The sequence below is a fragment of the Microbacterium sp. SLBN-146 genome (assembly GCF_006715145.1).
Taxonomy (GTDB): Bacteria; Actinomycetota; Actinomycetes; order Actinomycetales; family Microbacteriaceae; genus Microbacterium.
This window is the reverse complement of sequence record NZ_VFMR01000001.1, coordinates 3537418-3563677: the sequence shown is the minus strand read 5'-3', so window position 1 is coordinate 3563677 and position 26260 is coordinate 3537418. Positions and strand designations below refer to the sequence as shown.

Genomic DNA, 26260 nt, shown 5'->3' with positions numbered 1-26260 from the left:
ACCCGAGGAGCGCCACATGCCCATCGATCAGCACGGCGATGCCGTTCTTCAGGGTCTTTCGATCCGCAGCCTGCCGAAGGTCGCGCTGCACGACCACCTCGACGGCGGCGTGCGCCCCGAGACGATCATCGAGCTCGCCGATGAGATCGACCTGGACCTTCCCGAGGACGACGCCGACGACCTCGCCGAGTGGTTCGCCGACCAGAGCGACTCGGGCTCCCTCGTCGAGTACCTGAAGACGTTCGACCTCTCGATCGCCGTCATGCAGACGCGCGAGGGCCTGACGCGCGTCGCGCGCGAGTTCGTCGAAGACCTCGCTTCGGACGGCGTCGTCTACGGCGAAGTGCGATGGGCGCCCGAGCAGCACCTCTCCGGCGGTCTGACCCTCGAGGAGGCGGTCGAGGCCGTCCAGGACGGCATCGAGGAAGCAGAGGACGCCGCAGAACGCGACGGCCGCGACATCCGCGTCGGTCAGCTGCTCACGGCGATGCGCCAGCACGACCGGTCGCTCGAGATCGCGAAGCTCGCGGTGGCGTGGCGCGGACGCGGCGCGGTCGGCTTCGATATCGCGGGGCCCGAGGACGGCTTCCTCCCGTCCCGCCACCGCGCGGCCTTCGACTACCTCGCGTCGGAGTTCTTCCCCACGACGGTGCACGCCGGCGAAGCAGCGGGACTCGAGTCGATCCGCGGCGCGCTGATCGACGGGCGTGCGGTGCGACTCGGCCACGGCGTGCGCATCGCGGAAGACCTCGATGTCGTCTCCAGCGAGGGCGACGAGGTGTACGTCAAGTTCGGCAACCTCGCCCGCTGGGTGCGAGACCGGGAGATCCCGCTCGAGCTCTCGCCGTCATCGAACCTGCAGACGGGCGCCGTCGAGCGCTGGGGTCGCACGCTCGAGGACCATCCGTTCGATCTGCTCTACCAGCTCGGCTTCGCCGTGACGGTGAACTGCGACAACCGCACGATGAGCCGCACGTCGCTCACGCGCGAGCTCGCGCTCCTCGCCGAGACATTCGACTACGGGCTCGACGACCTCGAAGCGTTCCAGCTCAACGCCGCCGCGGGCGCCTTCCTCCCCGTGGAGGAGCGCGAGGAACTCATCGAGCTCATCGGCGAGGGCTTCGACCGCTAGGGCACTCCGAGCGTTCCCGCTCACTTGTCGCGAATGGCGGTCGGGAGGCGCGGCTACCCACCCTTTGCGACAAGTGAGCGGCAGGTTTACAGGGCGGCGAGTTCGGCCTGACGGGCCTCGACGACAGCGCGGACGCGCGCGAAGAGCGGATGCTCGGGCTCGAGCCCCGTGACGGATGCCGTGACATCCGCGGCATCCTGTTCCCGCAGGAGGCGTTGAAGATCGACGGACTGCGGGTCCTCGGCGTCGTCGAAGGCCAGCGCGGCGCCCATCGCATTCACGAGCGCGTCGACCGGCAGCTCCTTCTCGACGGCTTCCGCGGCGGGACCGACGAAGCGCTCATGACGGGAGAGCTTGCGCAGCGGCTGGCGTCCGACGCGCCACACGGTGTCGGGAAGCGCGGCGTTGCGGAAGCGGCGCAGGATCGTGGCGCGATATTCCGCCTGCGCATCGGGATCGAGCTCGTGCTTGGCGACGAGAAGGGCTGAGGTCTCTTCGAGGACAGCCTCCACCTTCGTCGCGATCACCGGGTCGGACAGGGCCTCCGCAATCGTCTCGACGCCCGCCTGGGCGCCGAAGTAGGCGGTCGTGGCGTGGCCCGTGTTGACGGTGAAGAGCTTCCGCTCGATGTAGGGGGCGAGGTCGTCGACGAAATGCGCGCCCGGAATGTGCGGAGGCGCAGAACCGAAGGGCGGCCGCTCGATCGCCCACTCGTAGAACGGCTCGACCGTGACGTCGACCCCGGCACCGGGCGGCTGAGCTGGCACGATCCGGTCGACAGCGGTGTTCGCGAACACCGCGCTGGCTTCGAGGGCATCCCACGCGACACCCGCCGCGGCCTTCATCTCGTCGCGCAGCAGATCCGTCGCATTGATCGCGTTCTCGCACGCCATGATCTGCAACGGGGGAGACGACGGGTCGCGGAGCGCAAGGCCCGCGATGATGTGCGGCGCGACGAACTTCAGGATGGTCGGGCCCACCGCCGTCGTCACGATGTTGGCCGAGGCGATCGCGTCGATCACCTCTTGCGGATGGTCCGCCGAGTTGATCGCACGGAAGCCCGTGACGACCGTGTCGACGCCGCCGTCGCCGACCTCGTGCACCGTGTACTCCGACACGCCGTTGATGGCGTCAACGAGGGGAGCCGACACGTCGGAGAAGACGACGTCGTAGCCGCCCTGGTGCAGCAGCAGGCCGACGAAGCCGCGACCGATGTTCCCCGCTCCGAAATGGACCGCGAGCATTAGACGCCCGCGGCCGATACGAGCGCGAACAGCTCCTCGGGGCTCGACGCGGCCTTGAGCTTGGCGACCTCGTCTTCGTCGGAGAAGAGGATCGCGATCTGCGAGAGGATCTCGAGGTGCTCGTCGCCGCGGCCGGCGATCCCGATGACGAAGGTGACGGGCTCCCCGCCCCAATCCACGCCGCCGTCGTAGCGGACGACCGACAGGGCCGAGGCGAGGATCTCGTCCTTCGTCTCGTTCGTGCCGTGGGGGATCGCGAGCTCATTGCCCATGTACGTCGAGACGGTCTCTTCGCGCTGCTGCATCGCGTCGAAGTACCGGCTCGTGACAGCGCCGGCGGCTTCGAGGATGTCAGCGGCCTCCTTCATCGCTTCTTCGCGTGTGGCGTCTCCGGAGTGGATCCGGACCTGGCCGAGGTTCAGGACGTCGAGTGCCATGTGATTCGCCTTTCTCTCTCCCACGGATGCCGCGGGCTCTGTCTTTGAACGTATCGGGCCGGCGCCGTGCGATGCCTGTTCGGGGCAGGTTCTTCACCCGACACGCCGGTCTTCGCGGTGTGTCGGATTCAGAACCTGCCCCGAATGAGGACGTGACCCGACCTGACTGATCAGCTCTGCTGGTCGCGGACGAGGTCGACGACCTCTTCGTACTTCGGCGAGTTCATGAAGTTGTCGACCGAGACGTGAATCGCGTCCGGCGTCTGCTTCCGAGCACGGTCCGTGAGCTGGTTCTGCGTGATGACGAGGTCGGCCGAGTCATCGAGGTTGGCGATCGCCTTGTTGACGACCGTCACGCCTTCGATGCCCGCCTTCTTGATCTTGTTCCGCAGGACGCTCGCACCCATCGCCGACGACCCCATACCCGCGTCGCACGCGAACACGATGTTCTTGACCGTCTTGGTGGCGAGCAGTCCGCCGCTCGCGAGCCCGCCCGTCTCGGCCTCGGTCTCGAGCAGATCAACGGCTTCGTTGGCGTCCCTCACGGCACGACGATCATTGCCGTCGGAGGCGCGCAAAGCGTCCATCGCCGCGGAGGACTTGCCCTTGTTCGCTTCGGTCTGAGCGATCGCCGCTCCGAACGTGTCGGCCTCGGCGAGCAGGTCGCGCTTGCGCGATGCCCGCAGGATGACACCCGCGACGAGGAAGGTGACCGTCGCGGCGAGGATCACCGAGAGGTACACGACGAGGAGGTTGCCGACGCCACCGCCGACGGCCGCCGCGGTGACGGCGATGATGCTGCCAGGGGCTGCGGGGAACGCGAGGCCTCCACCGAGCAGCATGTTCGTCGTGACACCGGTCGCACCACCCGCGATCAGCGCGAGGATCGTCATCGGCTTGCTGAGCGCGTACGGGAAGTAGATCTCGTGGATGCCACCGAAGAACTGGATGATGATCGCACCCGGTGCCGACGACTTCGCCGCGCCGACGCCGAAGAACGTGAACGCCAGCAGCAGACCGAGGCCAGGGCCAGGGTTCGCCTCGATGAGGAAGAGGATCGACTTGCCGGTTTCTGCGACCTGCTCCAGGCCGAGGGGCGTGAACACGCCGTGGTTGATGGCGTTGTTGAGGAACAGCACCTTGGCCGGTTCGACGATGATCGACAGGAGCGGCAGGAGGTTGAACTCGACCAGCCAGCCGACGACGCCTCCGAGGAACGCGCTGATCCCGAGGAAGAGGGGGCCGAACGCGAAGAATCCGATCACCGCCAGGATCATGCCCAGGATGCCGGCGGAGAAGTTGTTGACGAGCATCTCGAAGCCCGGCTTGATCTTGCCGTCCCACAGCCGGTCCATCTGCTTCGTGATCCAGGCCGCGATCGGACCCATGATCATCGCACCGAGGAACATCGGGATGTTCGTGCCAGCGATGACACCCATGACGGCGATCGTCGCGACGACACCGCCGCGCTCGCCGTACACCATGCGGCCCGCGGTGTTCGCGATCAGCAGCGGGAGGAGGTACGTGATGATCGGTCCGACGAGTCCGACGTAGGCGAAGAAGTTCACTCCGTCCGCCTCCGCAAGGGCCGTCATCGCTCCGTTCCACCCGATGAGCGCGGAATCGCCGCCCCCGCCGATGATCTCGGCGACGGGGTACCAGTGCCATCCGAACGGGCTCCGCGCTCCGAAGAACCCGTCGGTGATGAAGAGCATCGTGATGAAGCCCCACGCGATGAAGGCTGCGATGTTCGGCATGATCATGCCGGAGAGGAACGTGCCGAAGCGCTGAACTCCGACTCGCGCTCTGCTTGCCCCGCTCTTCGCGGGTGTAGACGCCGTTGTCATGACTGGGCTCTCTTTCTCTGGGTCAGTCGCGGCCGCACGGGCGGCCTATCGGGTTGCGGCATCCTGCGCCGCGCTTCGTGCTGATGCCGCGTCGTTCGCGGCGAGGGCGGCCTCGGCGATGCTGCGCGCATCGTCGAGGGAGTGCTGGAGCAGGGTCGCGCGCACGTCTGCGAGCGCCGTGGGGGCCATCGACAGGGAGGTGGCGCCGAGACCGACGAGCACGACCGCCAGGAGCGGATCGGCCGCTGCCTCGCCGCAGATGCCGACAGGCTTTCCCGTGGCCTGCCCGGCGGCACCCACTTCGCGGATCAGGCGGAGGACGGCCGGATGCCACGGGTCCTGGAACGACGCCACCGAGCCCAGGAGCCGGTCGGCCGCCATCGCGTACTGCGTCAGGTCGTTGGTTCCGATCGAGGCGAAGTCAGCCTGAGCAAGGACGCGATCCGCGAGGAGGGCAGAGGAAGGTACCTCGACCATGACGCCGGCCGTCTTGATGCCGTAGTCCTTGGCGATCGCGACGAAGTACTCGGTCTCCTCGACGGTCGCCACCATCGGCGCCATGACCCACAGGTCGGCGCTCGTCGCGGCATCCGCTTCAGCGAGAGCCGTCAGCTGCTCGCGCAGGATGTCCTCGCTGGCCCGCAGGGCGCGGATGCCGCGGAGTCCCAGTGCCGGGTTCTCCTCGTGCGCGTCGTTGAGGAAGGCGAGGGGCTTGTCGGCACCGGCGTCCAGGACGCGCACGACGACCTTCTTGCCGGGGAAGGCCGCGAGGAGCTTCGTGTACGCCTCTCGCTGCTGCTCGACGGTGGGGGCATGGTTCGAGCTGAGGAACAGGAACTCCGTGCGGAAGAGGCCGACGCCCTCGGCTCCGAGCTCGACAGCTTCCGCGGCGGCCTCGGGCTTCCCGAGGTTCGCCAGGAGCGGCACGAGCGTCCCGTCTGACAGCGCACCGTCGGTGATCGGGGCGGATGCCGCATTGGCGCGTGCGTGCGCGCGGTTTTCGGCCTGCGCCAGCTCTTCGGCGCTCGGCTGCGTCGTGACGACGCCCTTCGCGGCATCCACGATCACCGTCTCGCCCTCGACGAGGTTCTTCGCATCGACGGCGCCGACCACCGCGACGATCGACTTCTCGCGAGCGAGGATCGCCGTGTGCGATGTCGGACCGCCTTCGGTCGTGATGAGCGCCAGCACCTTGTCGAGGTCGAGGAGCGCCGTGTCGGCGGGAGCCAGGTCCTTCGCGACGAGGACGAACGGATGCCCGGGGTCGGGCACACCCGGAGCCGGAACGCCGCGGAGGCGCGCGATGACGCGCTGCGCGACGTCGTCGAGGTCGGCGGCGCGCTCGCCGAGGTAGCCGCCCATCGCCACGAGCTGGTCTCGGAACGACGCGAAGGCGTCGTGGACGGCGAACTCGCCGGTCGACCCGGCTCCGAGTCTCGTGTCGATCTCGGCTTCGAGCGTGGGGTCCTCGGCCATCATCGCCTGGGCCTCGAGGACGTCCTGCGCTGCCCCGCCCGCCTGTGCGCCGCGCTCCTCGAGCTCGCGCGCGACAGCGGCGACGGCTTCACGGACGCGCGTCTTCTCCTCGTCGGACGTGAGGGTGCTGGGCGTGTCGCTCGGAGCCGGAAGCGGCTCCGCCATCCTCGCGACGGGGCCCTGGGCCACGCCGAGTCCGATTCCTACTCCTCGCAGTTCTGTCATGTCGTCACTCCGCATCGTGGTCGGTGGCAAGAAGTTCGGCCAGGCGGTCGAGGACGGCTTCCGCGCCGTCTCCGCCACCGTCGATCGTGAGGGTGACGTAGTCGCCCTGTTCGATCCCGAGGGCGATGACTCCGAGGATGCTCGCGGCGTTGACGGGCGCGCCCGCGTCCTTCGCGATCGTGATCGGGACGCCGGTCTCCTTCGCCGCCTGCGCGAACATCTTCGCGGGGCGTGCGTGGAGTCCGTGGGAGGAGCCGATCCGTACCGTTCTGGTGAGGGGTGGCATGTCCGTCCTTTCGGGAGTCGTTCTCGGTGGAGTCTGAGTGTCAGGGGTGGCGGGGGTCCGCGGCCGGAGAGGACCCCCCGGTGTCTCCGACCGCGGCGCGGACGAGGTCGAGCGTCCGCGTGCCGTCCAGATCCGTGAAGATGTCCGGCGGCAGAAGGACCACGGTCGTGCCGCGCATCGCTGCATCCCGCTGGATTCCCTCCAGGGCGTGAGCGAGGTGCGGTCCGACGAGGACGACGTCCGCGGCATCCAAGTCGATCGGGAGCGACATTTCGGTGCCGGCGAAGGCGGCGTACGACAGACCCCGGTCGTGCGCCGCATGACGCACGCGTTGAGCGACGAACGTGCTGGACGCACCCGCTCCACAGACCACGAGGATCCTCATCGATCCGCCTCCTTCCTGGACATTCTTGTGAAATGCCTGGGAGCGGACAACCAGTCCTTCTTCCGCGGGGGCGGAAACGCGGCGCCGTCGGCCGGGCCTCGTCGGCGCGACGCGTGATTGACTGGCCTCGACGCGACGACGGCGTCGAGGCATCAGAGGAGCACTGTGACGAGAGCGAGACAGGACCGCCTGCTCGGGCTGCTCGTCCGCGACGGGGACTGGGCGACGGCCGCGAGCCTCGCCGACACGCTCGGTGTCACACCGCGCAGCATCCGGTCCTACGTGACGGCGGTCAACGCTCGCGTCGATTCCGGTGCCGCGATCGAGTCAGGACCCCAGGGGTACCGCGCGGGAACGGATGCCGCAGCTGCCCTGCGCACCACGAGCGGCGCGGACGCACCGCGCGACCGCTTGCATTCCCTCGTCCGGACACTCCTGGAGTCACCCGACGGCATCGACGTCTTCGAGACGGCCGACCGGCTGTTCGTCAGTCCCGCGACGCTCGACGCCGACCTCGCGCGCGTGCGAAGCCTCCTCGGAGGCACCGAGCTCACGCTCGAACGGTCCGCCTCGACGGCGCGGCTGCGGGGCACCGAGATGGCTCAGCGCCGTCTCCTCTCGAGGCTCGCGCACGACGAAATGGATGCCGGATCGTTCGACCTCGAGGCTCTCCGGCGCACGCTCGGCGCAGAGTCGATCGGGGCGCGTGCGTTCGGGCCGTTCAAGACCGACCTCGTCGCCGACCTCGGCGCCCTCGGCTACTTCGTCAACGAGTTCGGGATCGCCGACGTCGTTATGCATATCGCGATCGCCGCCGACCGGGTGTCGCGCGATCGCGGACTCGAGGGCGGCGCGGCCGACGCGCGGCCGTCGCAGCAGGAGGTCGCCGCGGTCATCTCGCGGCTCGCCGACACGCACCTGGGCGTGCAGTTGGGTGCCGGCGACCTCCAGCACCTCGCGACGCTCGTGCTGACACGCGTCGTCGCTCCGGGCATGGGCGGACGCGACGACCACGCCCGTTCCCGCCTCGAGCCCGAGGTCGAGGCGGCCGTCCGTGCGGTCGTCGAGCTCGCGGCATCCCAGTTCCTCGTCGACATCGCGCACGAGGACTTCATCCTGCGGCTCGCCCTGCACGTACAGAATCTGCTCCACCGCTCGAAAGAGCAGGCGTGGTCGCGCAACCCGCTGACGCGCTCGCTCAAGTCGACGTATCCGATGATCTTCGAAGTCGCCGTGTACATCGCGTCGGGTCTGCAGGAGCGGCTCGGCATCCCACTCCTCGACGACGAGATCGCCTACATCGCGATGCACGTCGGCGGGCGTCTCGAGCGGAGTCGGCGTGCCGACCAGTTGCTGACCGCCACGATCGTGTGCCCCGGCTACTACGAGCTGCACGAGCTTCTGCGCTCGTCGGTGGACCGGTCTCTCGGGCAGGCCATCGAGGTCGTCGGCGTCGAGACGCGCGTCGACCCCGACTGGGCATCGATCGACAGCGACCTCATCCTCACGACGATCGATCCCGCTCCCGGCGGCGACCGTTTCGTGCGGATCCAGCCGTTCCTGACGGATGCCGACGTCGAGCGCGTGCAGGCCGCCGCCGGCCGCATCCGCCGGGCGCGCCGTCTCGCGCGGCTTCGGACCGAGCTCGAGCGGTACTTCTCGCCCTCGGGATTCGTGCGAGGCCTCGAAGGTGCGTCCTCGGATGCCGTCATCCGGCGTCTGGGAGCGCTTCTCGTTGCGCAGGGCGTCATCGACGACGACTACGTCGAGCGCGCGATCCAGCGCGAAGCGCTCTCGTCGACGGCCTTCACCGACGCGCTCGCCGTGCCGCACGCGATGGGGATGACGGCGACGCGGACCGCGATCGCGATCGGCATTGCAGAGCCATCGATCGCCTGGGGCGAAGGCCGCGTGCAGGTCGTCGCTCTCGTGGCGTTCTCCGAGACCGACCGCGAAGCGTTCCAGACCGTTTTCGAACAGTTCGTCGAGGTCTTCAGCGAGCGGGACTCCGTGCAGCGCATCGTGCGCCGCGGCACCGACTTCGCCGCGTTCCTCGACGAACTCGTCGCCGTCATCGACGGCTGACCCCCTTCGCCCGGCCCGGGCGGCCGGTTTGGGGCGGGTTCCGTACGTTCGGGGGGCGGATGGTGCGCCCCGGCCGACGGACCGCGGCCCGGCGGGCGTTCGGTCGGCCTGCGCGGGCGGATGCGGGTGGGTTGGTGGTCGTGGGGCGCATTGTGTCGCGGTGGGGCGTGTGTTCTGCGCCCCAGGGGGACGCGCAGCGCCCCGGACGACGGACCGTACCCCAGACACGCACGCGCGGCGCTCCTGGCTAGAGGGACGGGCGGACGCCGAACTGCGCGAGCCTCGAGGCGAGCGCGTCGGGCGTCGCGATGTCCTGCCATCCCCATCGGACGAAGCGCCTCCCCGTGATGCCGCGGATCCAGTCCTCGCGGCGCTTCTCGCGCTGAAACGCTTCCGCAGTGGAGAGACCGTCCAGCATCCGGCCGTCGACGTACTTGACTGCCCCGTCGAACTCGCCGAAGGCTTCTGCTTCGTCGATGCCGAAGTCGACGAAGTAGTCCTGGCCCCCTGGCCCCGCGACGCAAACCTGGAGCTCCGGCGGCGCGAAGCCCGCCTGGTGCAGACGGATCCGGCTGATGCTCTCGCCCGGGAGCTCTGCGCGCCCGTCGGCGAACCCGAGGGCACGGTGTGCCTTCGCTCGCCCGCGGGCTGACTCCCCGACCACCGCGAGAACGTCTTCGATGAAAGCGGCAGCGCCGTCCGAGTCATAGTGCTGCCGGTGGAGGAACTGTCGTCGAAGGGCGGCATCCGTGACCGTGACCGATTGCTCGAAGGTGCCGATCCGAGCGAGATCAGCCAAGGTGCGCGTGAGCGACGTGCACGAGAGTCCGCTGATCGTCACGACATCCGATTCGTTCAGGATGCCGCGATGCCGCACGACCCCGCGGGCTCTCCCCGGACGCTCTACTGGGGCGATGACGTGTATCGACGTCGGAGGGCGGAAGAGCGGCATCCCGTGGAGCGCTGCGGCGGTGTGGACGGCGAAGATCGGAGCGCGCTGCGACGTCATCGCGAGCGCTCGTGCACGCGCGAGCGTGCGGTCGGTGTCGGTCGTGCGTTGCCATGCTTCGCCGTCGACGTAGACGCCGGCTCGCACGCGCAGGAGTGCCCCTGTTCGGACGAGCGTTGTCAGACGCCCGGGAGTGACTCCCTCGGCGTGGACCTCGTCGCGACGGCGGAGTCGGAGTGTCGGCATGGATGCAGTTTCGCCCAGGACTCGGCAGCGTGGAGTGCCGTTGGCTCGCTCGGTGGACAGCTCGCCTCTCGGAGCGCGTCGGGAGGAGTTGATGCGGGCTCGGAGCGACGACTGCGCTTTGGGAGGAGAGCCTCCGGCCGGCTGCCGGGGCGCGATTCGTCGATCGGGGCGCGCAAGACGCGCCCCGGACATCGAGATGGCGCCCCAGTGCGCGGGAGCAATGCAGGAGCGGGGGATACGAGCGCCGGGTGGTGCCGGGGTTGGCGCGCGAAACGTTCCGCGGGGCGCGCGTTTCACGCCCCGGGAGGGCGGAGTGCGCCCCGCGACGGCGGAGTGCGCCCCGGGAGGGCAGAGCGCGGCGTGCCGCGGGGAGGGCAGCTACGCGCGCCGGATGGTGCTGGGGCGTGAAACGTCCCGCGGGGCGCGCGCTCCACGCCCCGGGACGGGGGAGTGCGCCCCATGGCGGCGGGGTGCCCCGCGGCGGGGGAGTGCGCCGCGGGCGGGGGAGTGCGCCCCGCGGTCGTGGGCGAGCCCTGGCTCAGCCGCGGCGGAGGCGGGACTCGAGGCCGAGGCGCACGGCGGGCCATTCGCCCGGCAGGATCGAGAAGACGACGGTGTCGCGGAGGGTGCCGTCGGGGCCGAGACGGTGATTGCGCAGCACGCCGTCCTGCTTCGCCCCGAGCCGTGCGATCGCCGCGCGCGACTGGCGGTTGTGCCAGTGCGTGCGGAACTCCACCGCGATCGCATCGCACGCCTCGAACGCATGCGCGAGGAGCAGCAGCTTGGCCGCGGTGTTGACCGCGGTGCGCTGGGCCTCGAGTCCGAGCCAGGTGTGCCCGATCTCGACGTGGCGGTTCGCTTGATCGATGTTGCAGAACGTGGTCGTCCCGACGACCCGCCCGGTCTCGAGGTGGCGGACCGCCCACGCGTTCATGGAACCCTCGGCCACCCACGCGAGGCGCTGGGCGACGTCATCCGCCACTCGGTCAGGGGAGGGCACACTCGTGTACCAGGCATGCTCCAGGCCGACGGATGCCGCGGCCAGATCCGCGATGTGATCATTCGACAGTGGCTCGAGTCTCACCCACGAGTTCTCGAGAGCGATCGGCTCGCCCAGGAGCATCCGTTCGCGCGGGAAGTCGTCCACGGTCACTCTCTCTCGTCGTTCATGGCGCTCTCCACGGCGGCGGCGCCAGCGGCAGGGTCTGCGGCACCCGAGGCGGCGCGCGCGGCCGTGATCGCCCGCTGTCCGGCGGGGAGCAGGACGGACAGCCCGATGACGATGAACGTCAGGACCCCCGCCCCGATCAGCAGGATCTCGATGGGCATGACGTCGGCGAGTGGACCGAACACGACCATCCCGATCGGCATCGCGAGAGCCATCACGATCCCGAGGAATCCGAAGACTCTGCCCTGCCGCTCGGGTTCCACCGTCTCTTGGAGGAGCGTCATCGACGGGGTGGAGAAGAACGGCACGGCGAGCCCGACGAGGAACATGAAGGCGAAGAAGACCCAGATGTTGGTGGACAGACCGAGCGCGATCGACAGCGCACCGAAGAGCAGCGACGAGACCACGATGAGCGCGATGCGGCTCCGCGAAGCGAAGAACGACGCGATCAGGATGCCGCCGAGGACCATTCCGATGCTGAACGACACCTCCAGCACGGCGAGGTTCACGACGTTCTGGGTCTCTCCTGCCGGGAAGGTTCGCACGAGCATGAGCGGCGTCAGGTTCGAGGGGGCGACCGTCAGCACGAACACGATCGCGAAGACGATGAGAAGCCACCGGACGAACCCGTGATGCGCGATGTAGCGCACGCCGTCGACGAGGTCTGCGAAGTAGCCGGTCTGCGCGTCGGCGGCGGTTCGGACGGCTTGCACGGGCACGAGTGCGAGCAGCCCGATCCCGATGATCGCGGTGACGACGTCGATGAAGAAGATGGGGATGAGCGCCGCCGCGGACCCGTCGTAGGCGGCGGAGGCCCAGGCGAAGACCGCCCCGCCGACCGCGGGAGCGAGAAGTGCCATCGCGGATTGGATCGAGCCGTTCACGCCGTTGACCCGGATGAGGTTCCGGGTGGGCACGATCTGGGGGAGGAGCGCGGAGACAGCGGGTGTCTGGATGCCGGCGCCCGCCGAACGGATCGCCATCGTCAGGAAGATCAGCCATACCTCGGCGTAGCCCGTCAGCATGACGATGGCGAGTGCGAGCGTCGTCGCGGCGATCGCCGCGTCGGCTCCCATGATCAGGAACTTGCGGTTATGCCGGTCGGCCCAGACGCCGCCGAAGATCGAGACGATCGCTTGCGGCAGGAAACCGAAGAGCGCGGCGAGGGCCATGATGAGGCCCGACTGGTAGGTGATCGTGAGGTACCAGAACACCGTGTACTGCACGAGCATCGACCCGAAGAGACTCGCGGTCTGCCCGCCGAGGAACAGGATCGTGTTCCGCAGCCAGCGCGGGGGATCGGATGCCGTTTCACGGGCGTCCGCACTCACGTCGTCGCTCATCGCCGCCTCTGTTCCAGAACACCTCGGGACACGCTCGGATGGCGTGCGGCGTCACGCTAGCACGCGCCCCGGACATCCCGAGGCGCGTGCAGAAGAGTCAGCCGAGCGCCTCGAGCAGCTGCCGGGCTCCCGCCGACAGTGCAGCGATCCGCCCGCGGGCGTCGTCGGCCGAATCGCCGCGCACATCGAGGTAGAGCTTGAGCTTGGGCTCGGTTCCGCTCGGTCGGACGATGACGCGCGACCCGTCGGTGAGCCACAGGCGCAGCACGTCGCCCGGCGGGAATCCGTCGACGCCCTCGAGCAGGTCGTCCACGCGATCGACCGCGACATCGCCGACGGCCGTCGGGTGCTCGGCGCGCAGAGCGGCCATGATCCGCCCGATCGACGACACGTCGTCGACGCGCACGGAGATCTGGTCGCTCGCGAAGGCACCGAACGTCTCGTCGAACTCCGCGAGAAGACCCGCGATGCCGACGCCGCGCGCGCGGGCCTCCGTCGCCATCCCGAGCATCGCGACGGCTGCCGAGATGCCGTCCTTGTCGCGAACCGTCTCGGGGTTCACGAGGTAGCCGAGGGCTTCCTCGAAGCCGTAGATCATCCCGGGGGCGCGCGAGATCCACTTGAAGCCCGTGAGCGTCGCGTGGAACCCGAGTCCGTAGTGCTCGGCGACGGCGGCCAGCCCGGGCGACGACACGAGCGAGCAGGCGAGGGATGCGGCATCCGTCGTGCCCAGTTCGGCCGCCAGGCGTGCTGCGCGCCAGCCGAGGAGCAGACCGACCTGGTTCCCGGTGAGCTGTCGCCACCCGCCCTCGGCGTGCTCATCGGGGATCGCGACGGCGAGCCGGTCGGCGTCGGGATCGTTCGCGAGGACGAACTCCGCTCCGGCCTCCCGGGCCGTCTCGAAGGCGAGGTCCATCGCGCCCGGTTCCTCCGGATTGGGGAAGGAGACCGTCGGGAACGCTCCGTCGGGTTCGATCTGCGCCTCGACGACGACGGGGGCGGGGTAGCCCGCGACCTCGAGGATGTGGGACAGCGTCTCCCAGCCGACACCGTGCATCGCCGTGTAGGTCCAGGTGAGCCCCTCGGCGCCCTGGCCCGCCGGCGCGACCGCCGCGGTCGCCTGCACATAGGCCTCCACGACGGACTCGGGCGCCATCTCGTAGCCGAGGGAGCGCGGGATGGCGGCGAGGTCGCCGCGTTCGGCGACTCGGGCGATGTGCGCGGCGATCTCGGCATCGGACGGGGCGACGATCTGGGATCCCTCGTCTGCGCCTCCGAGGTACACCTTGTAGCCGTTGTCGTCGGGGGGATTGTGGGATGCCGTCACCATGACGCCGGCGGAGGCGCCGAGGTGGCGCACGGCGAAGGCCAGGACGGGTGTGGGAAGGAGCCTCGGGAGGAGGATGGCACGAAGCCCCGCCCCCGCGAAGATCTCGGCCGAGTCGCGCGCGAAGACGTCGGAGTTGCGGCGTCCGTCGTATCCGACGATGACGCACGGCGCGTCCGAGCCCTCCTCCCAGCGCCCACGCAGGAACGCCGCGAGACCGGCGGCGGCCTGCCCGACGAGGACGCGGTTCATCCGGTTACTCCCGGCCCCGAGCCGGCCGCGGAGCCCTGCGGTGCCGAAGGCGAGGCGCGTGGAGAACCGATCGGCGAGGTCGGCGGTGGCCGTCGCATCGCCCGCCTCGCTCGCGGAGATGAGCTCGCGCAGCTCCGCACGCGTCTCCCCGTCGGGATCCTGCGCGAGCCACGCGCGCGCCGCGTCGAGGAGGGCAGAGTCCGCCGTCGTGGCATCCGTTCCCGCGGCGTCGTTCGCCGCTGCCGCGCTCACAGCTCGCCGATCACTCGAGCCAGGAGCGATGAGATGACGGGCTCCGCCTCGCGGCCCGCCTCGATCACCTCCTGATGGCTCAGGGGAGTCGTCTGGATGCCGGCGGCCATGTTGGTGATGAGCGAGAAGCCGAGGATCTCCATGCCCGCCTGCCGGGCGGCGATCGCTTCGAGTGCGGTCGACATGCCGACGATGTCTCCGCCGATCGCCTTGGCCATCCGCACCTCGGCGGGGGTCTCGTACTGGGGGCCGCGGAACTGGCAGTACACGCCTTCGTCGAGCGAGGGATCGATCGAGCGGGCAAGGTCACGCAGACGCGTCGCGTACAGGTCGGTGAGGTCGATGAAGGTCGCACCCTCGAGGGGAGACGCGGAGGTGAGATTGATGTGATCGCTGATGAGGACGGGCTGTCCCGGCTTCCACGTGTGCCGGATTCCGCCCGCGCCGTTGGTGAGGACCATCGTCCGCGCGCCGGTCGCAGCGGCCGTGCGGACGCTGTGGACGACACGGCGCGCGCCGTGTCCCTCGTAGAAGTGGGTGCGAGCGCCGATCACGAGCACGTTCCGACCCTTCGGGGTCCGGACGCTCCGGAGTGTTCCCACGTGGCCCTCGAGCGCCGGCTTGCTGAAGCCCGTGACGTCGGTGGCGGACACGACGGCCGTCGTCTCTCCGATGAGCTCGGCCGCCTTGCCCCACCCGCTTCCGAGGGTGAGAGCGATGTCGTGCTGCGCGACGCCCGTCAGGCGGGCGATGTCGGCGGCGGCCTCGGCGGCGATCGCGAACGGGTCCGCAATCGGGTCGTCGAGGGGGTTATCGGTGGTGACTGACATGTGCCCACCTTATGAACGCGCGGTCCGTGTGGCCAGTCCGCGCGCCGATCGGCGCGGCGGTCGACCAGCGCGTCGCGCGACGGCGTCCGTCGGGGGGAGAATGGACGACATGACGTTGAGCTTCGAGCGCACGCAGTCCGTCGCGATCGTCGGCGGAGGTCCCGGGGGCTACGAAGCGGCGATCGCCGCGGCGCAGCTCGGCGCCGAGGTGACCCTCGTCGAGCGGGCGGGGGTGGGTGGCTCGGCCGTCATCACCGACGTCGTCCCGTCCAAGACGCTGATCGCAACGGCGGATGCCGCGGTCGCCGCCCGCAGCGCGGGTGATCTGGGCGTCCAGCTCTTCGCGAAGGGCGGCGACGGCAAGCCGCTCCAGCCCGAGGTCGCGATCAACCTCGCCGCTGTCAATCGTCGGCTCCTCGCCCTCGCGCGGCAGCAGTCCGACGACATGCGGGCGTCGCTCGTCGAAGCGGGCGTCCGCATCATCTCGGGCCACGGCCGGCTCGAAGGCGACCGCGGCGTCATCGTCTCGACGGGCCCCGGCGGCACCGACTTCGATCGCATCGAGGCCGACACGCTCGTCGTCTCGGTGGGGGCATCCCCCCGCGAGCTCCCCAGTGCGAAGCCCGACAACGACCGCATCCTGACGTGGACCCAGCTCTACGACATGAAGTCGATCCCCGAGCACCTCATCGTCGTGGGGTCCGGTGTGACGGGCGCGGAGTTCGCGGGCGCCTACATGAACCTCGGGTCCAAGGTGACCCTGATCTCGAGCCGCGACCAGGTGCTCCCCGGTGAGGATTCCGACGCGGCGGCCGTCATCGAGCGCGTCTTCAAGCGCGGCGGGATGACACTCTTGTCGAAGTCGCGCGCCGACAAGGTCGAGAATCTCGGCGATCGGGTCGTCGCGACCCTCTCCGATGGACGCACGGTGGAAGGCAGCCACTGCCTCATGGCGGTCGGTTCCATCCCCAACACGGCCGGGATCGGGCTCGAAGAAGCGGGCATCCAGATGACCGAGTCGGGCCACATCCAGGTCAATCGGGTCGCGCGCACCTCCGTGCCCAATGTCTACGCCGCGGGTGACTGCACGACCTTCGTGCCCCTCGCCTCGGTCGCGTCGATGCAGGGGCGGACGGCGGTCTTCCACGCCCTCGGTGACGTCGTCATCCCTCTCGAGCGTCGCCGCATCACCTCGAACATCTTCACGTCGCCCGAGATCGCGACGATCGGCTGGCAGCAGAAGGACATCGAAGACGGCAAGATCGCGGGCGTCGTGCACAAGCTGCCGCTCGCCGCGAACCCCCGCGCGAAGATGATGGGCGTCAAGGACGGCTTCGTCAAGCTCATCGCGCGGCAGGGGTCGGGGAGCGTCATCGGCGGTGTCATCGTCGCCCCGCGCGCGTCGGAGCTGATCTATCCCATCGCGATCGCCGTCGAGCGGCGCCTCACGGTCGACCAGGTATCGCGTGTCTTCGCGGTGTATCCGTCGCTCGCGGCGAGCATCACTGACGCCGCCCGCGCCATGCACGTCGTCGACCACACGATCTACGGCGAGGCGTGACCGCGGGATGCCGCGGCGGCAGCGTCAGCTGATCGTGAGCAGCTGGTGGCCGGCGGAGACCGTCGTGCCGGGGGCGGCGTCGATCGCGCCGATGACGCCGTCCTTGTGGGCCTGAATCGGCTGCTCCATCTTCATCGCTTCGAGAACGATGACGAGGTCGCCCTTGACGACCTGCTGTCCGTGTTCGACGGCGACCTTCACGATCGTCGCCTGCATGGGGGCCTTGACGGCGTCTCCCGAGGCTCCTGCGACGACGGACGTCGCGTGCGAGCGGCGGGACGGCGGCACGACCGCGGGTCGACCCACCGCTCCGGGTGAGGCGAGGAGTCGATCGGGGAGGCTCACCTCGAGGCGCTTGCCGGCCACCTCGACCACCACGGTGTGGCGCGCTTCGGCGGGCTTGGGGGCTTCGAGTTCGCCATCCCACGGCGCGATGTCGTTGACGAACTCCGTCTCGATCCATCGCGTGAAGACGCCGAACCGGCCGTCCTCTGCGGTGAAGGCGGGGTCGCGGACGACCTTGCGATGGAAGGGCAGGACGGTCGGAAGACCCGCCACCTCGAACTCGTCGAGGGCCCGCCGTGCGCGCTGCAGCGCTTCGGCGCGGTCGCGTCCTGTCACGATGATCTTGGCCAGCAGCGAATCGAACGCTCCCGAGACGGTGTCGCCTGCCGTGACGCCGGAATCCAGACGGATGCCGGGGCCCCCGAACGTCTTGAAGACGTGGATCGGGCCGGGCTGCGGGAGGAACCCGCGACCCGGGTCTTCGCCGTTGATCCGGAACTCGATCGAGTGGCCTTCCGCGACGGGATCGTCGTATCCGATCTCCTCGCCCTCGGCGATGCGGAACTGCTCGCGGACGAGGTCCGTTCCCGTGATCTCTTCCGAGACGGGGTGCTCGACCTGCAGGCGCGTGTTGACTTCGAGGAACGAGATCGTCCCGTCGGCGCCGATGAGGAACTCGCACGTTCCCGCACCGATGTACCCGACCTCGCGGAGGATCGCCTTCGAGGCGTCGTAGAGGGTTTTCACCTGCTCGTCGCTGAGGAACGGCGCGGGGGCCTCCTCGACGAGCTTCTGGTGGCGGCGCTGCAGCGAGCAGTCGCGCGTCGAGATCACGACGACGTTGCCCGCGGCATCCGCGAGGCACTGGGTCTCGACGTGGCGCGGCTTGTCGAGGTACTTCTCCACGAAGCACTCCCCGCGTCCGAAGGCGCTGATGGCCTCGCGCGTCGCGGAGTCGAACATCTCGGGGACTTCCTCGAGCGTGCGGGCGACTTTGAGCCCGCGCCCGCCGCCGCCGTATGCGGCCTTGATGGCGATCGGAAGGCCGAACTCCTCGGCGAAGGCGATGACCTCGTCGGCGCCGTCGACGGGTCCGGGCGTGCCGGGGGCGAGCGGGGCGCCGACCTTCTCGGCGACGTGCCGCGCGGTGACCTTGTCGCCGAGCGCTTCGATCGCGTCGGGCGACGGGCCGATCCAGATGAGGCCCGCGCCGATCACGGCACGCGCGAAGTCGGCGTTCTCGGCGAGGAAGCCGTAGCCGGGGTGCACGGCGTCGGCGCCGGAGCGACGAGCGACGGAGAGAAGCTTGTCGATCGACAGGTAGGTGTCGGCGCTCGTGGAGCCGTCGAGCGCGTACGCCTCGTCGGCGAGCCTGACGTGCAGGGCATCCCGATCCTGGTCGGCGTAGACGGCGACGGCGGACTTGCCGGCATCGCGGGCGGCGCGTGCGATGCGGACAGCGATCTCACCGCGATTCGCGATGAGAACCTTCTGGATCTTCGCCGAAGCGGTCTGAGGCATGGATGCCAGCCTACCGAGGAGGTGCAAGGCCCCTTTGACCGGTTCGTACAAGAACCGATGGAAAACGTGGGCGTCCTACTACAACGGTGTGGAGGGTTCGAGCGAGGGGTCCGTCGTATTCCACAGCGACGTCCAGTCGACGCCGAGTTCCCGGACGAGCCCTCGGAGGGTCGACAGCGACATCCCGACGACGGTCGACGGGTCGCCGTCGACGCGCTCGATGAAGGCTCCCCCCAGGCTGTCGACGGTGAAGGCACCCGCGACATGCAGCGGCTCACCTGTCGCGACGTAGGTCTCGATCTCGGCATCCGTCACATCGGCGGCGAAGGTGACGGATGCCGCGGCCACCGCGTGCACTTCACGAGCCTGCTGCCCGGGGCCGACCCGCACGACGGCGTGCCCCGAGTGCAGGACACCCGTGCGTCCGCGCATGGCCTGCCAGCGTGCGATCGCGTTCTCGGGCGTGTACGGCTTGCCCAGGATCTCGCCGTCGAGCTCGAACATCGAATCGCCGCCGATGACGATGCCGTCGAAGTCGGGGATGTCGTCGGCGAGACGCACGGCGACATCGGCGGCTTTGCGGCGCGCGAGCAGCAGAACGTGCTCGTCGGGGGTGAGCGTGCGCGCCTCGGCCGACTCGACGGCCTCGATCACCGCTTCCTCATCGACGGCCGGTGCGATCGTCAGCGGCCGGATGCCGAACTGCCCGAGCAGCATGAGGCGGGCGGGAGAGGTCGAGGCAAGGCACACGCGCATGCCTCCACGCTAGACCGGACGATTCTTCGCCGACGACGGAAAGCACGTCCGTGTCCCCCGAAAAGGGGGCGGACCGAGGTTCACTCACGACGCCGCGTGAGAGAGAATCGAAGGATGGACTCCGGCGACCTGATCGACCTCGACATCACGGGTGTCGCTCACGGCGGCGTCTTCGTCGCCCGGCACGAGGGTCGCGTGGTCTTCGTGTCCGACGCGATCCCCGGGGAGCGGGTGCGGGTTCGCGTGACGGATGCCTCGAAGAGCTCGTTCTGGCGAGCGGAGACGCTCGAGGTGCTCGACGCGTCGCCGCACCGGCAACCGCACGTATGGCGCCAAGCCGATGTCGACGTCGCGCCCGACCTCCGTCCGGGGGGAGCCGACTTCGGTCACATCGACCTTCGTGAACAGCGGATGCTGAAGCTCGAGGTGCTCACCGATTCCCTTCGCCGCTTCGGCGGCGTCGAGCTTCCCATCGAGATGTCCGGTGCCGAGGCGGTCGTCGGGCACGACGGCCGCACGGTCGCCGAAGAGACGGACGACGGAACCGGTTGGCGCACCCGCGTGAGCCTGCACGTCGACGAAGCCGGGCGCGTCGGCCCCTACGTGGCGCGCAGCCACCGTGTCATCCCCGTCGACGACCTTCCGCTCGCGACTCCCGGCATCGAGCGGGCCGCACTCCATCTGACGGAGGGCGCTCCCGGTCGGATCGATCTCGTCGAGCCGGGCGACGGTCGTGTCCGCGTGATCCCGCGCCCCGAGCAGAGCCGCTCGCGGGGCGGCCGGAAGGCGCCCCGTGACCGCGCCAAGGATCCTGATCGCGAGGTCGTCGTCGAGCGGGTCGACGGTCGCGACTTCCGCGTCGATGCCGGGGGCTTCTGGCAGGTGCACCGACTCGCGGCGCACACGCTGACGCGTCGTGTGGCCACGACCCTTCGCGACGTCGCGGGGACGGACGCGACCGGTGCAGTCCTCGATCCCGAAGCCCTGCACCTCGACCTGTACGGCGGGGTCGGGCTCTTCGCTGCGACGCTCGCCTCGCTCGCAGGCCAGACCGCGCGCATCACGTCGGTCGAGTCCGACGTGCGGGCGACCGAGCACGCCGGAGAGAACCTCGCGGAGTGGGTCGGCGCGCGGGCCGAGACCGATCGCGTCGACCGCTGGATCGCGCGGCTCGCGGAGGCGGCATCCGCCACGGAGCGCGAGCGGATCTCCCGCGGCGTGGTCCTGCTCGATCCGCCGCGGTCGGGCGCCGGACGCGACGTCGTGCGGGGGATCGCTGCCCTCGGTCCCGAGACCGTCGTCTACGTCGCCTGCGATCCCGTCGCTGTCGGCCGGGACCTCGGGACGTTCCGTGCGGAAGGCTACGAGACCGTGCGCGTCGACGGTCTGGATCTCTTCCCCCACTCGCATCACATCGAGGCCGTCGCGACCCTGCGACGCGCGGGGGCCGGAGGCTAGAGTGGGTGCAATGACGCGCGTCGCACTCATCGACGACCACGAGTCCGTTCGGCTGGGCCTCGAGGCCGCTTGCGCACGCGCCGCGACGAAGGACGTCGTCTTCTCGGGATCGAGCGTCACCGAATACCTCAACTGGCGGGCGTTCAGCACCGCGCCGCCCGCCGACGTCGTCGTGCTCGACTTGACTCTCGGCGACGGCACGACCGTCACCGAGAACGTCACGAAGCTCATCCGTGACGGCTCGAGCGTCATCATCCACTCGGTTGCGGACCGGCCCGCTGCCGTCCGCGAGGCGCTCGCGGCAGGGGCAGCCGGCGTCGTGAGCAAGTCGTCTCGGATCGATGACGTCATCGCCGCGATCCGAACGGTCGCGCTCGGTGAACCCCTCAACAATGTCGAATGGGCCAGCGCCGTCGAAGGGGATCGCGCTTTCGCCGACGCGCAGCTGTCTGCGCGTGAACGCGATGTGCTGCGGTTGTACGCGGCGGGACTTCCCCTCAAGGTCGTCGCCGATCGTCTGGGCGTGGCGTACTCGACGGCGAAAGAGAACATCACACGCGTGCGGATCAAGTACGTCGAGGTCGGGCGTCCAGCGCCGACGAAGGTCGACCTCCTCCGGCGCGCGATGGAGGACGGGATCCTCGCGGATTCGCCCGAGCAGCCGCCCTCGGCCCCGTCCGCGGGGCGCCCGCGGTGATGGCGAGCGGTCCCTCGTCGATCATCGACGACGCGTGGGGCCACATCCCGCATTCGCGAGAGGCGACCGCGGGGATCGGCGCCTTCACACGCCAGCGTGTCGAGAGGATCATCTCCGTCTCCTCGGGGATCGGCTCGACGATCCTCGGAGCGCAGGCGCTCGTGTCGGCGTTGGGTCAGCGGGAGGAGCTCCGCGGCTGGCAGGACGTCCTGCTCATCGCGGTCTTCGGGACGCTCATCCTCATGATCACGACATGCCTGCTCGGGCGCGGAGTCAAGCTCGGAGCGGGGACGTTCGCGGTGGTGTACGTCGTGAGCCTCGCGGTGTGGCCTCTCGCCTCGGTGGGCTCGACGCTCCCGGCGACGGAGGCGCCATGGATCTGGTACCTCGTCAACATCGCCACCCTTGCGGCGGTCCTCGCTTTCACGCTGCCTCTCCAGATCGTCTGGACCGTCCTCGCCCCTCTTCTCTTCGGAGTCGTCCGCCTCGTGCAGGGCGGCTTCGAGGGAGCCGTGCTGTACGCGGTGCTCGTGGACGTGTCGTTCGCGCTCATCCTCGGCGGCGTCCTGCTGTCGCTCGGTTGGGTCTTGCGCTCGATCGCGGTGGGTGTCGACGAAGCGCGCGCGCAGGCGGTGGACTCGTACGCGCGGGCAGCGGCGGCGGATGCTGCCGAGAAGGAGCGGGTCGCCGTCGCGGCGCTCATGCATGACAGCGTGCTCGCCGCGCTCATCGCAGCCGAGCGCGCCGACACCCCGCGTGCCCGGACGCTCGCCGTCGGCATGGCTCGCGAAGCCCTCACGCGGCTCGCCAATGCCGAGCAGGACGCCCGGGAAGGGAGCGACGCACCGCGGAGCCCTGCCGGAGTCGCGGACGACATCCAGGCTGCCGCCCGCGAGGTCGGTGTCCACGTCGCGATTCAGCGGCAGGTGTCGCCCGAAGCGCCCTCGGTGCCCGGACGCGTCGCACGAGCGCTCGTGCTCGCCGCCACGCAGGCGATCGCGAACGCCGTTCAGCATGCGGGCGGGCGAGGCCTGTCGATCCTCGTCGACGGCGATGAGCGCCGCGTGCGCATCGAGGTCCGCGATGCGGGCGAGGGCTTCGACCTCGCCGGCGTCCCCGACGATCGCCTGGGCATCCGCGGTTCGATCATCGCGCGTGTCGCTGCCGTGGGTGGCACAGCCGACCTCCGCTCCAGCAAGGCGGGAACCGTCGTCGTGCTGGAGTGGCCCGCGGCTGCCGCACGGCGCACGGCACCCTTCGATGGCGACGTCTCACCTGCGGCGGCCGAGGGTGACGTCGTCGCGGGCCCTGAGGAGGATGCATCGTGAGCGTCCGGAACATCCTCGCCGCTCTCGCGGCCGCCTTCACGGTGTATCTGTCGGCACGCGCACTCGTCATCACCGAGCCCGTGCCCCAGCCGACGCTCATCTACGCGGCCTTCGTCTTCTATCAGTTCACGACGCTGCTGTGCATCTTCTGGCGTCCGCGTCGACGACCTGACGCTCGTCCGCCCGACGCGCCGGGCCAGCGATCCGACAAGCTGCCCATGTGGGTCGCTCTTCTCGCCCTCGGAAACGCCGCCCTCGTTCCGCTCGCGCTCGCGATCGGCGTCGGCGAAGAATGGCGCACGGCGACATTCGCGACGTGGTACCTCGGGGGGATCGGCGCGCTGATGGTCGTCGTGGTCGTTCGGCGGAGACCGTGGATCGGATGGATCGGCCTGGCGATCCTGGCGGTGGAATCGATGATCTTCATGGGTCCCGGCCCCGCGCTCGCGCTGGGTCTCGTCGGATCGGTCGTGTGGGTCATCGTCGCGAATCTGGTCCGATACTCCCTCGACCGCGCTGCCAGGGACACGGCCCAGCTGGCCCAGCTGCAGCGCGCGGCGTCGGCCTGGCAGGCGTCGCAGCTCGTGCGTCAGCGCGAGCGTCGCGTCCAGGTGCAGCAGGCGCTCGCGGTGGCGGGGCCCGTCCTCGCGCGGGTCGTCGCGACGGGCGGACTTCTCGACGTCGACGACCGGCTCGAGGCGCGTCTGGCGGAAGGGCGTCTGCGCGACGAGCTCCGCGGGCCTCGGCTCCTCGACGACGACGTTCGGGCCGAACTCGAGCGTGCGCGCCGGCGCGGGGCATCCGTCACGGTTCTCGATGAAGGAGGGCTCGACGGCCTCGACGAGGACTCGCTCGCCGTGATCCGCCATCAGCTCGCCGAAACGCTGCGCAATGCGGCATCCGATCGCCTCTACATCCGCACATCGCCGCACGAGAGCATCGCCGTGACGGTCGTGGGGCGCTCCGGTTCGGATCAGGGACTCAGCGACGAGGACGCCGTCGACCTGTGGTCGGAGATACAGCACCCGTAACCGGGGTGCGTCTCGCTCCCCGGCCCGGCGGGGGAGGGGATACCGGGTCGGGGAGCGAACGAGAGAAGGAGGCGAGGGGCGGCGAAGCCGCCCGCCCCTCGCCAGGCGAGCAGTTACCCGAAAACCGCTCGCGCAGCTGAGCCTGGGTCGTCTGCGAAGACGACAGGTCAGCCGAGCGCAGATTGCGTTCCAGCGGACTCAGTCTGGGCGCACCGCCGACGTTTGTCTGTAGGTATTTCGGGGGACAAGCGCGGTGATGTCGGGCCGGTGGCGTCCGGCCGGTGGTGTCAAGCCGGTGGTGTCAAGCCCAGGGGCTCCAGCCGATGTCACGGCGCAGCGGTGTGCGGAGTGCGCGCTGCGAGCGCGACCACGCGGAGGGCCTGCGCGTCTCATCGACCACGGCCGTCTCGGCCTCGCGCTCGTATGCCTCGGTGACGACGGCGACGAGAGCCGCAAGCTCTTCCGGAGTCGGGTCGCCCCGACGCACCTCGACGGCGACGGTCTCGTCCTGAGCCGCGCTCACAGCGGGATGTTCCCATGCTTCTTCGGCGGCATCGCCGCGCGCTTGCCGCGCAGGGCGCGCAAGGCCTTCGCGATGGAGACCCGCGTCTGCGCGGGCTCGATGATGCCGTCGAGCTCTCCCCGCTCCGCGGCGAGGAAGGGCGAGGCGACGTTGTACGTGTACTCGTTCGCGAGGCGCTGCCGGACGGCGGCGACGTCTTCGCCGGCCTCTTCGGCCTTCTTGATCTCTCCGCGGTACAGGATGTTGACGGCGCCCTGACCGCCCATGACGGCGATCTCCGCCGTCGGCCACGCGAGATTGATGTCGGCGCCGAGCTGCTTCGACCCCATCACGATGTAGGCGCCGCCGTAGGCCTTGCGCAGGATCACCGTCACGAGGGGGACGGTCGCCTCGGCATACGCGTAGAGGAGTTTGGCACCGCGACGGATCACGCCCGTCCACTCCTGATCCGTGCCGGGGAGGTAGCCCGGCACGTCGACGAGAGTGACGATCGGGATCGAGAACGCGTCGCAGAAGCGCACGAACCGGCTCGCCTTCTCGCCCGCCTCGATGTTGAGGGTTCCCGCCATCTGCGACGGCTGATTGGCGATGATGCCGACGCTGCGTCCTTCGATGCGACCGAAGCCGATGACGATGTTGGGTGCGAAGAGCGGCTGGACCTCGAGGAACTCCTCCGAGTCCACGATCCGCCGGATGACGTCGTGGATGTCGTAGGGCTGATTGGGTGAGTCGGGGATGACGGTGTTGAGGGCACGATCGGCATCCGTCGTCTCGAACTCGAAACCCGCCTCGTAGGCAGGGATCTCCGACATGTTGTTGTCGGGGAGGAAGCCGAGAAGCGTACGCACGTAGTCGATCGCGTCGTCCTCGTCCTCGGCGAGGTAATGGGCGACGCCCGACCGGGTGTTGTGGGTGTGCGCTCCGCCGAGTTCCTCCATGCCGACGTCTTCGCCCGTGACCGTCTTGATGACGTCGGGACCCGTGACGAACATCTGGCTCGTCTTGTCGACCATGACGACGAAGTCGGTGAGAGCGGGGGAGTAGACGGCGCCCCCGGCTGCGGGGCCCATGATGATCGAGATCTGAGGGATGACACCGGATGCCGCCGTGTTGAGGCGGAAGATCTCGCCGTACTTGCCGAGGGCGACGACGCCCTCCTGGATGCGCGCGCCACCGGAGTCGAGCATGCCCACGATGGGGATGCCGCTGCGCATCGCGAACTCCATGACCTTGATGATCTTGTCGCCGGCCACCTCGCCGAGCGAACCCCCGAACGTGGAGAAGTCCTGGGCGTAGACCGCGACCGTCCGGCCGTGGATCGTTCCCACGCCGGTGACGACCGAGTCGCCGTAGGGGCGCGAGCGATCCATCCCGAAGGCGGTCGTGCGGTGCCGCACGTATTCGTCGAGCTCGACGAAGCTGCCAGGGTCGACGAGCAACTCGATGCGCTCGCGCGCCGTGCCCTTGCCCTTCGCGTGCTGCTTCTGCTGCGCGACCGCCTCGGCATCGAGGACGGCTTCCTGGTATCGGGCGCGCAGATCGGCGATCTTGCCGGCGGTCGTGAAGAGATCGGGCTGGTCGGTCACGGATTCCACCCTATCGACGCCGGTCGCCAG

Annotated in this window: 22 protein-coding genes; 7 read left to right on the top strand and 15 right to left on the bottom strand. The window is 69.5% G+C overall.

Annotated elements, in window-relative coordinates; all coding sequences use genetic code 11:
• The first annotated feature begins 16 nt into the window (after nucleotides 1–16).
• A complete protein-coding gene (locus FBY39_RS16125) occupies nucleotides 17–1132 on the top strand; it encodes an adenosine deaminase (protein WP_141933661.1) in 1116 nt (371 codons plus the stop codon).
• Between the two features lie 86 nt (nucleotides 1133–1218).
• Here FBY39_RS16125 and FBY39_RS16120 read toward each other — a convergent pair whose 3' ends face one another.
• From FBY39_RS16120 to FBY39_RS16095, 6 genes are all read right to left on the bottom strand, one after another.
• Nucleotides 1219–2376: a mannitol-1-phosphate 5-dehydrogenase gene (locus FBY39_RS16120; protein ID WP_141933660.1), complete on the bottom strand. Its 1158-nt coding sequence runs from the start codon at nucleotides 2374–2376 to the stop codon at nucleotides 1219–1221.
• Nucleotides 2376–2813, bottom strand: coding sequence for a PTS sugar transporter subunit IIA (locus FBY39_RS16115; protein WP_141933657.1), 438 nt, complete (start codon nucleotides 2811–2813; stop codon nucleotides 2376–2378). Before FBY39_RS16115 ends, FBY39_RS16120 begins: the two co-directional genes overlap by 1 nt.
• A gap of 170 nt (nucleotides 2814–2983) precedes the next feature.
• Nucleotides 2984–4660, bottom strand: a complete 1677-nt coding sequence (locus FBY39_RS16110) for a PTS mannitol transporter subunit IICB (protein ID WP_141933655.1) — start codon at nucleotides 4658–4660, stop codon at nucleotides 2984–2986.
• 45 nt (nucleotides 4661–4705) lie between these two features.
• On the bottom strand, nucleotides 4706–6361 hold the full coding sequence (gene ptsP / locus FBY39_RS16105; RefSeq protein WP_141933653.1) for a phosphoenolpyruvate--protein phosphotransferase: 1656 nt from the start codon (nucleotides 6359–6361) through the stop codon (nucleotides 4706–4708).
• Nucleotides 6362–6365: 4 nt separating this feature from the next.
• Complete coding sequence (locus FBY39_RS16100) at nucleotides 6366–6647, bottom strand: HPr family phosphocarrier protein (RefSeq protein WP_141933651.1); 282 nt, start codon at nucleotides 6645–6647, stop codon at nucleotides 6366–6368.
• A gap of 40 nt (nucleotides 6648–6687) precedes the next feature.
• Nucleotides 6688–7032, bottom strand: coding sequence for a PTS sugar transporter subunit IIB (locus FBY39_RS16095; protein ID WP_141933650.1), 345 nt, complete (start codon nucleotides 7030–7032; stop codon nucleotides 6688–6690).
• 165 nt (nucleotides 7033–7197) lie between these two features.
• On the opposite strand from FBY39_RS16095, the gene FBY39_RS16090 reads away from it, so the two are divergent.
• Complete coding sequence (locus FBY39_RS16090; protein ID WP_141933648.1) at nucleotides 7198–9117, top strand: transcription antiterminator; 1920 nt, start codon at nucleotides 7198–7200, stop codon at nucleotides 9115–9117.
• A gap of 247 nt (nucleotides 9118–9364) precedes the next feature.
• Here FBY39_RS16090 and FBY39_RS16085 read toward each other — a convergent pair whose 3' ends face one another.
• The 5 genes from FBY39_RS16085 to FBY39_RS16065 form a co-directional block, all read right to left on the bottom strand.
• Nucleotides 9365–10312 (bottom strand): hypothetical protein, encoded by a 948-nt coding sequence (locus FBY39_RS16085; RefSeq protein WP_141933646.1) that lies wholly within the window; start codon nucleotides 10310–10312, stop codon nucleotides 9365–9367.
• 538 nt (nucleotides 10313–10850) lie between these two features.
• Nucleotides 10851–11435, bottom strand: a complete 585-nt coding sequence (locus FBY39_RS16080) for a GNAT family N-acetyltransferase (protein WP_141934304.1) — start codon at nucleotides 11433–11435, stop codon at nucleotides 10851–10853.
• A 26-nt stretch (nucleotides 11436–11461) separates the two neighbouring features.
• Nucleotides 11462–12823, bottom strand: a complete 1362-nt coding sequence (locus FBY39_RS16075) for an MFS transporter (RefSeq protein ID WP_141933645.1) — start codon at nucleotides 12821–12823, stop codon at nucleotides 11462–11464.
• Nucleotides 12824–12920: 97 nt separating this feature from the next.
• On the bottom strand, nucleotides 12921–14654 hold the full coding sequence (locus FBY39_RS16070) for a phospho-sugar mutase (RefSeq protein WP_141933643.1): 1734 nt from the start codon (nucleotides 14652–14654) through the stop codon (nucleotides 12921–12923).
• A complete protein-coding gene (locus FBY39_RS16065) occupies nucleotides 14651–15484 on the bottom strand; it encodes a purine-nucleoside phosphorylase (RefSeq protein WP_141933641.1) in 834 nt (277 codons plus the stop codon). Before FBY39_RS16065 ends, FBY39_RS16070 begins: the two co-directional genes overlap by 4 nt.
• A 100-nt stretch (nucleotides 15485–15584) precedes the next feature.
• Between FBY39_RS16065 and FBY39_RS16060 the strand changes: the two genes are divergently transcribed.
• Nucleotides 15585–17045 carry an NAD(P)H-quinone dehydrogenase gene (locus tag FBY39_RS16060; RefSeq protein WP_141933639.1) on the top strand — a complete coding sequence of 487 codons (1461 nt, stop codon included), beginning with the start codon at nucleotides 15585–15587 and terminating at the stop codon, nucleotides 17043–17045.
• 24 nt (nucleotides 17046–17069) lie between these two features.
• Here FBY39_RS16060 and FBY39_RS16055 read toward each other — a convergent pair whose 3' ends face one another.
• Both FBY39_RS16055 and FBY39_RS16050 read right to left on the bottom strand, forming a co-directional pair.
• Entirely contained in the window at nucleotides 17070–18851 is a 1782-nt protein-coding gene (locus FBY39_RS16055) for a biotin carboxylase N-terminal domain-containing protein (RefSeq protein WP_141933637.1), read from the bottom strand.
• 78 nt (nucleotides 18852–18929) lie between these two features.
• The gene (locus FBY39_RS16050) at nucleotides 18930–19607 is read right to left on the bottom strand and encodes a nucleoside triphosphate pyrophosphatase (protein WP_141933635.1); all 678 of its coding nucleotides are present in this window, start codon (nucleotides 19605–19607) and stop codon (nucleotides 18930–18932) included.
• A gap of 114 nt (nucleotides 19608–19721) precedes the next feature.
• On the opposite strand from FBY39_RS16050, the gene FBY39_RS16045 reads away from it, so the two are divergent.
• Genes FBY39_RS16045 through FBY39_RS16030 form a run of 4 tightly spaced genes read left to right on the top strand, consistent with a single transcriptional unit; the run spans nucleotide 19722 to nucleotide 24121 of the window.
• Nucleotides 19722–21065, top strand: coding sequence for a class I SAM-dependent RNA methyltransferase (locus FBY39_RS16045; RefSeq protein ID WP_141933633.1), 1344 nt, complete (start codon nucleotides 19722–19724; stop codon nucleotides 21063–21065).
• Nucleotides 21066–21075: 10 nt separating this feature from the next.
• Nucleotides 21076–21762, top strand: a complete 687-nt coding sequence (locus tag FBY39_RS16040; protein WP_141933631.1) for a response regulator — start codon at nucleotides 21076–21078, stop codon at nucleotides 21760–21762.
• The gene (locus FBY39_RS16035) at nucleotides 21762–23090 is read left to right on the top strand and encodes a sensor histidine kinase (protein ID WP_186336971.1); all 1329 of its coding nucleotides are present in this window, start codon (nucleotides 21762–21764) and stop codon (nucleotides 23088–23090) included. The genes FBY39_RS16040 and FBY39_RS16035 overlap by 1 nt, the downstream gene beginning before the upstream one ends.
• Entirely contained in the window at nucleotides 23087–24121 is a 1035-nt protein-coding gene (locus tag FBY39_RS16030; RefSeq protein WP_260838036.1) for a hypothetical protein, read from the top strand. The genes FBY39_RS16035 and FBY39_RS16030 overlap by 4 nt, the downstream gene beginning before the upstream one ends.
• Nucleotides 24122–24422: 301 nt before the next feature.
• On the opposite strand, the gene FBY39_RS16025 is transcribed toward FBY39_RS16030, so the two are convergent.
• Entirely contained in the window at nucleotides 24423–24644 is a 222-nt protein-coding gene (locus FBY39_RS16025) for an acyl-CoA carboxylase subunit epsilon (RefSeq protein ID WP_141933626.1), read from the bottom strand.
• Nucleotides 24641–26230, bottom strand: a complete 1590-nt coding sequence (locus FBY39_RS16020) for an acyl-CoA carboxylase subunit beta (RefSeq protein WP_396652292.1) — start codon at nucleotides 26228–26230, stop codon at nucleotides 24641–24643. The genes FBY39_RS16025 and FBY39_RS16020 overlap by 4 nt, the downstream gene beginning before the upstream one ends.
• Between the last annotated feature and the right edge of the window lie 30 nt (nucleotides 26231–26260).

Bases quoted from the DNA above. Each gene is read 5' to 3' on its own strand.
- FBY39_RS16125 (WP_141933661.1), top strand. From the start codon at position 17: ATGCCCATCGATCAGCACGGCGATGCCGTTCTTCAGGGTCTTTCGATC.
- FBY39_RS16120 (WP_141933660.1), bottom strand. From the start codon at position 2,376: ATGCTCGCGGTCCATTTCGGAGCGGGGAACATCGGTCGCGGCTTCGTC.
- FBY39_RS16115 (WP_141933657.1), bottom strand. From the start codon at position 2,813: ATGGCACTCGACGTCCTGAACCTCGGCCAGGTCCGGATCCACTCCGGA.
- FBY39_RS16110 (WP_141933655.1), bottom strand. From the start codon at position 4,660: ATGACAACGGCGTCTACACCCGCGAAGAGCGGGGCAAGCAGAGCGCGA.
- ptsP (WP_141933653.1), bottom strand. From the start codon at position 6,361: ATGACAGAACTGCGAGGAGTAGGAATCGGACTCGGCGTGGCCCAGGGC.
- FBY39_RS16100 (WP_141933651.1), bottom strand. From the start codon at position 6,647: ATGCCACCCCTCACCAGAACGGTACGGATCGGCTCCTCCCACGGACTC.
- FBY39_RS16095 (WP_141933650.1), bottom strand. From the start codon at position 7,032: ATGAGGATCCTCGTGGTCTGTGGAGCGGGTGCGTCCAGCACGTTCGTC.
- FBY39_RS16085 (WP_141933646.1), bottom strand. From the start codon at position 10,312: ATGCCGACACTCCGACTCCGCCGTCGCGACGAGGTCCACGCCGAGGGA.
- FBY39_RS16080 (WP_141934304.1), bottom strand. From the start codon at position 11,435: ATGCTCCTGGGCGAGCCGATCGCTCTCGAGAACTCGTGGGTGAGACTC.
- FBY39_RS16075 (WP_141933645.1), bottom strand. From the start codon at position 12,823: ATGAGCGACGACGTGAGTGCGGACGCCCGTGAAACGGCATCCGATCCC.
- FBY39_RS16065 (WP_141933641.1), bottom strand. From the start codon at position 15,484: ATGTCAGTCACCACCGATAACCCCCTCGACGACCCGATTGCGGACCCG.
- FBY39_RS16060 (WP_141933639.1), top strand. From the start codon at position 15,585: ATGGACGACATGACGTTGAGCTTCGAGCGCACGCAGTCCGTCGCGATC.
- FBY39_RS16055 (WP_141933637.1), bottom strand. From the start codon at position 18,851: ATGCCTCAGACCGCTTCGGCGAAGATCCAGAAGGTTCTCATCGCGAAT.
- FBY39_RS16050 (WP_141933635.1), bottom strand. From the start codon at position 19,607: ATGCGCGTGTGCCTTGCCTCGACCTCTCCCGCCCGCCTCATGCTGCTC.
- FBY39_RS16045 (WP_141933633.1), top strand. From the start codon at position 19,722: ATGGACTCCGGCGACCTGATCGACCTCGACATCACGGGTGTCGCTCAC.
- FBY39_RS16040 (WP_141933631.1), top strand. From the start codon at position 21,076: ATGACGCGCGTCGCACTCATCGACGACCACGAGTCCGTTCGGCTGGGC.
- FBY39_RS16035 (WP_186336971.1), top strand. From the start codon at position 21,762: ATGGCGAGCGGTCCCTCGTCGATCATCGACGACGCGTGGGGCCACATC.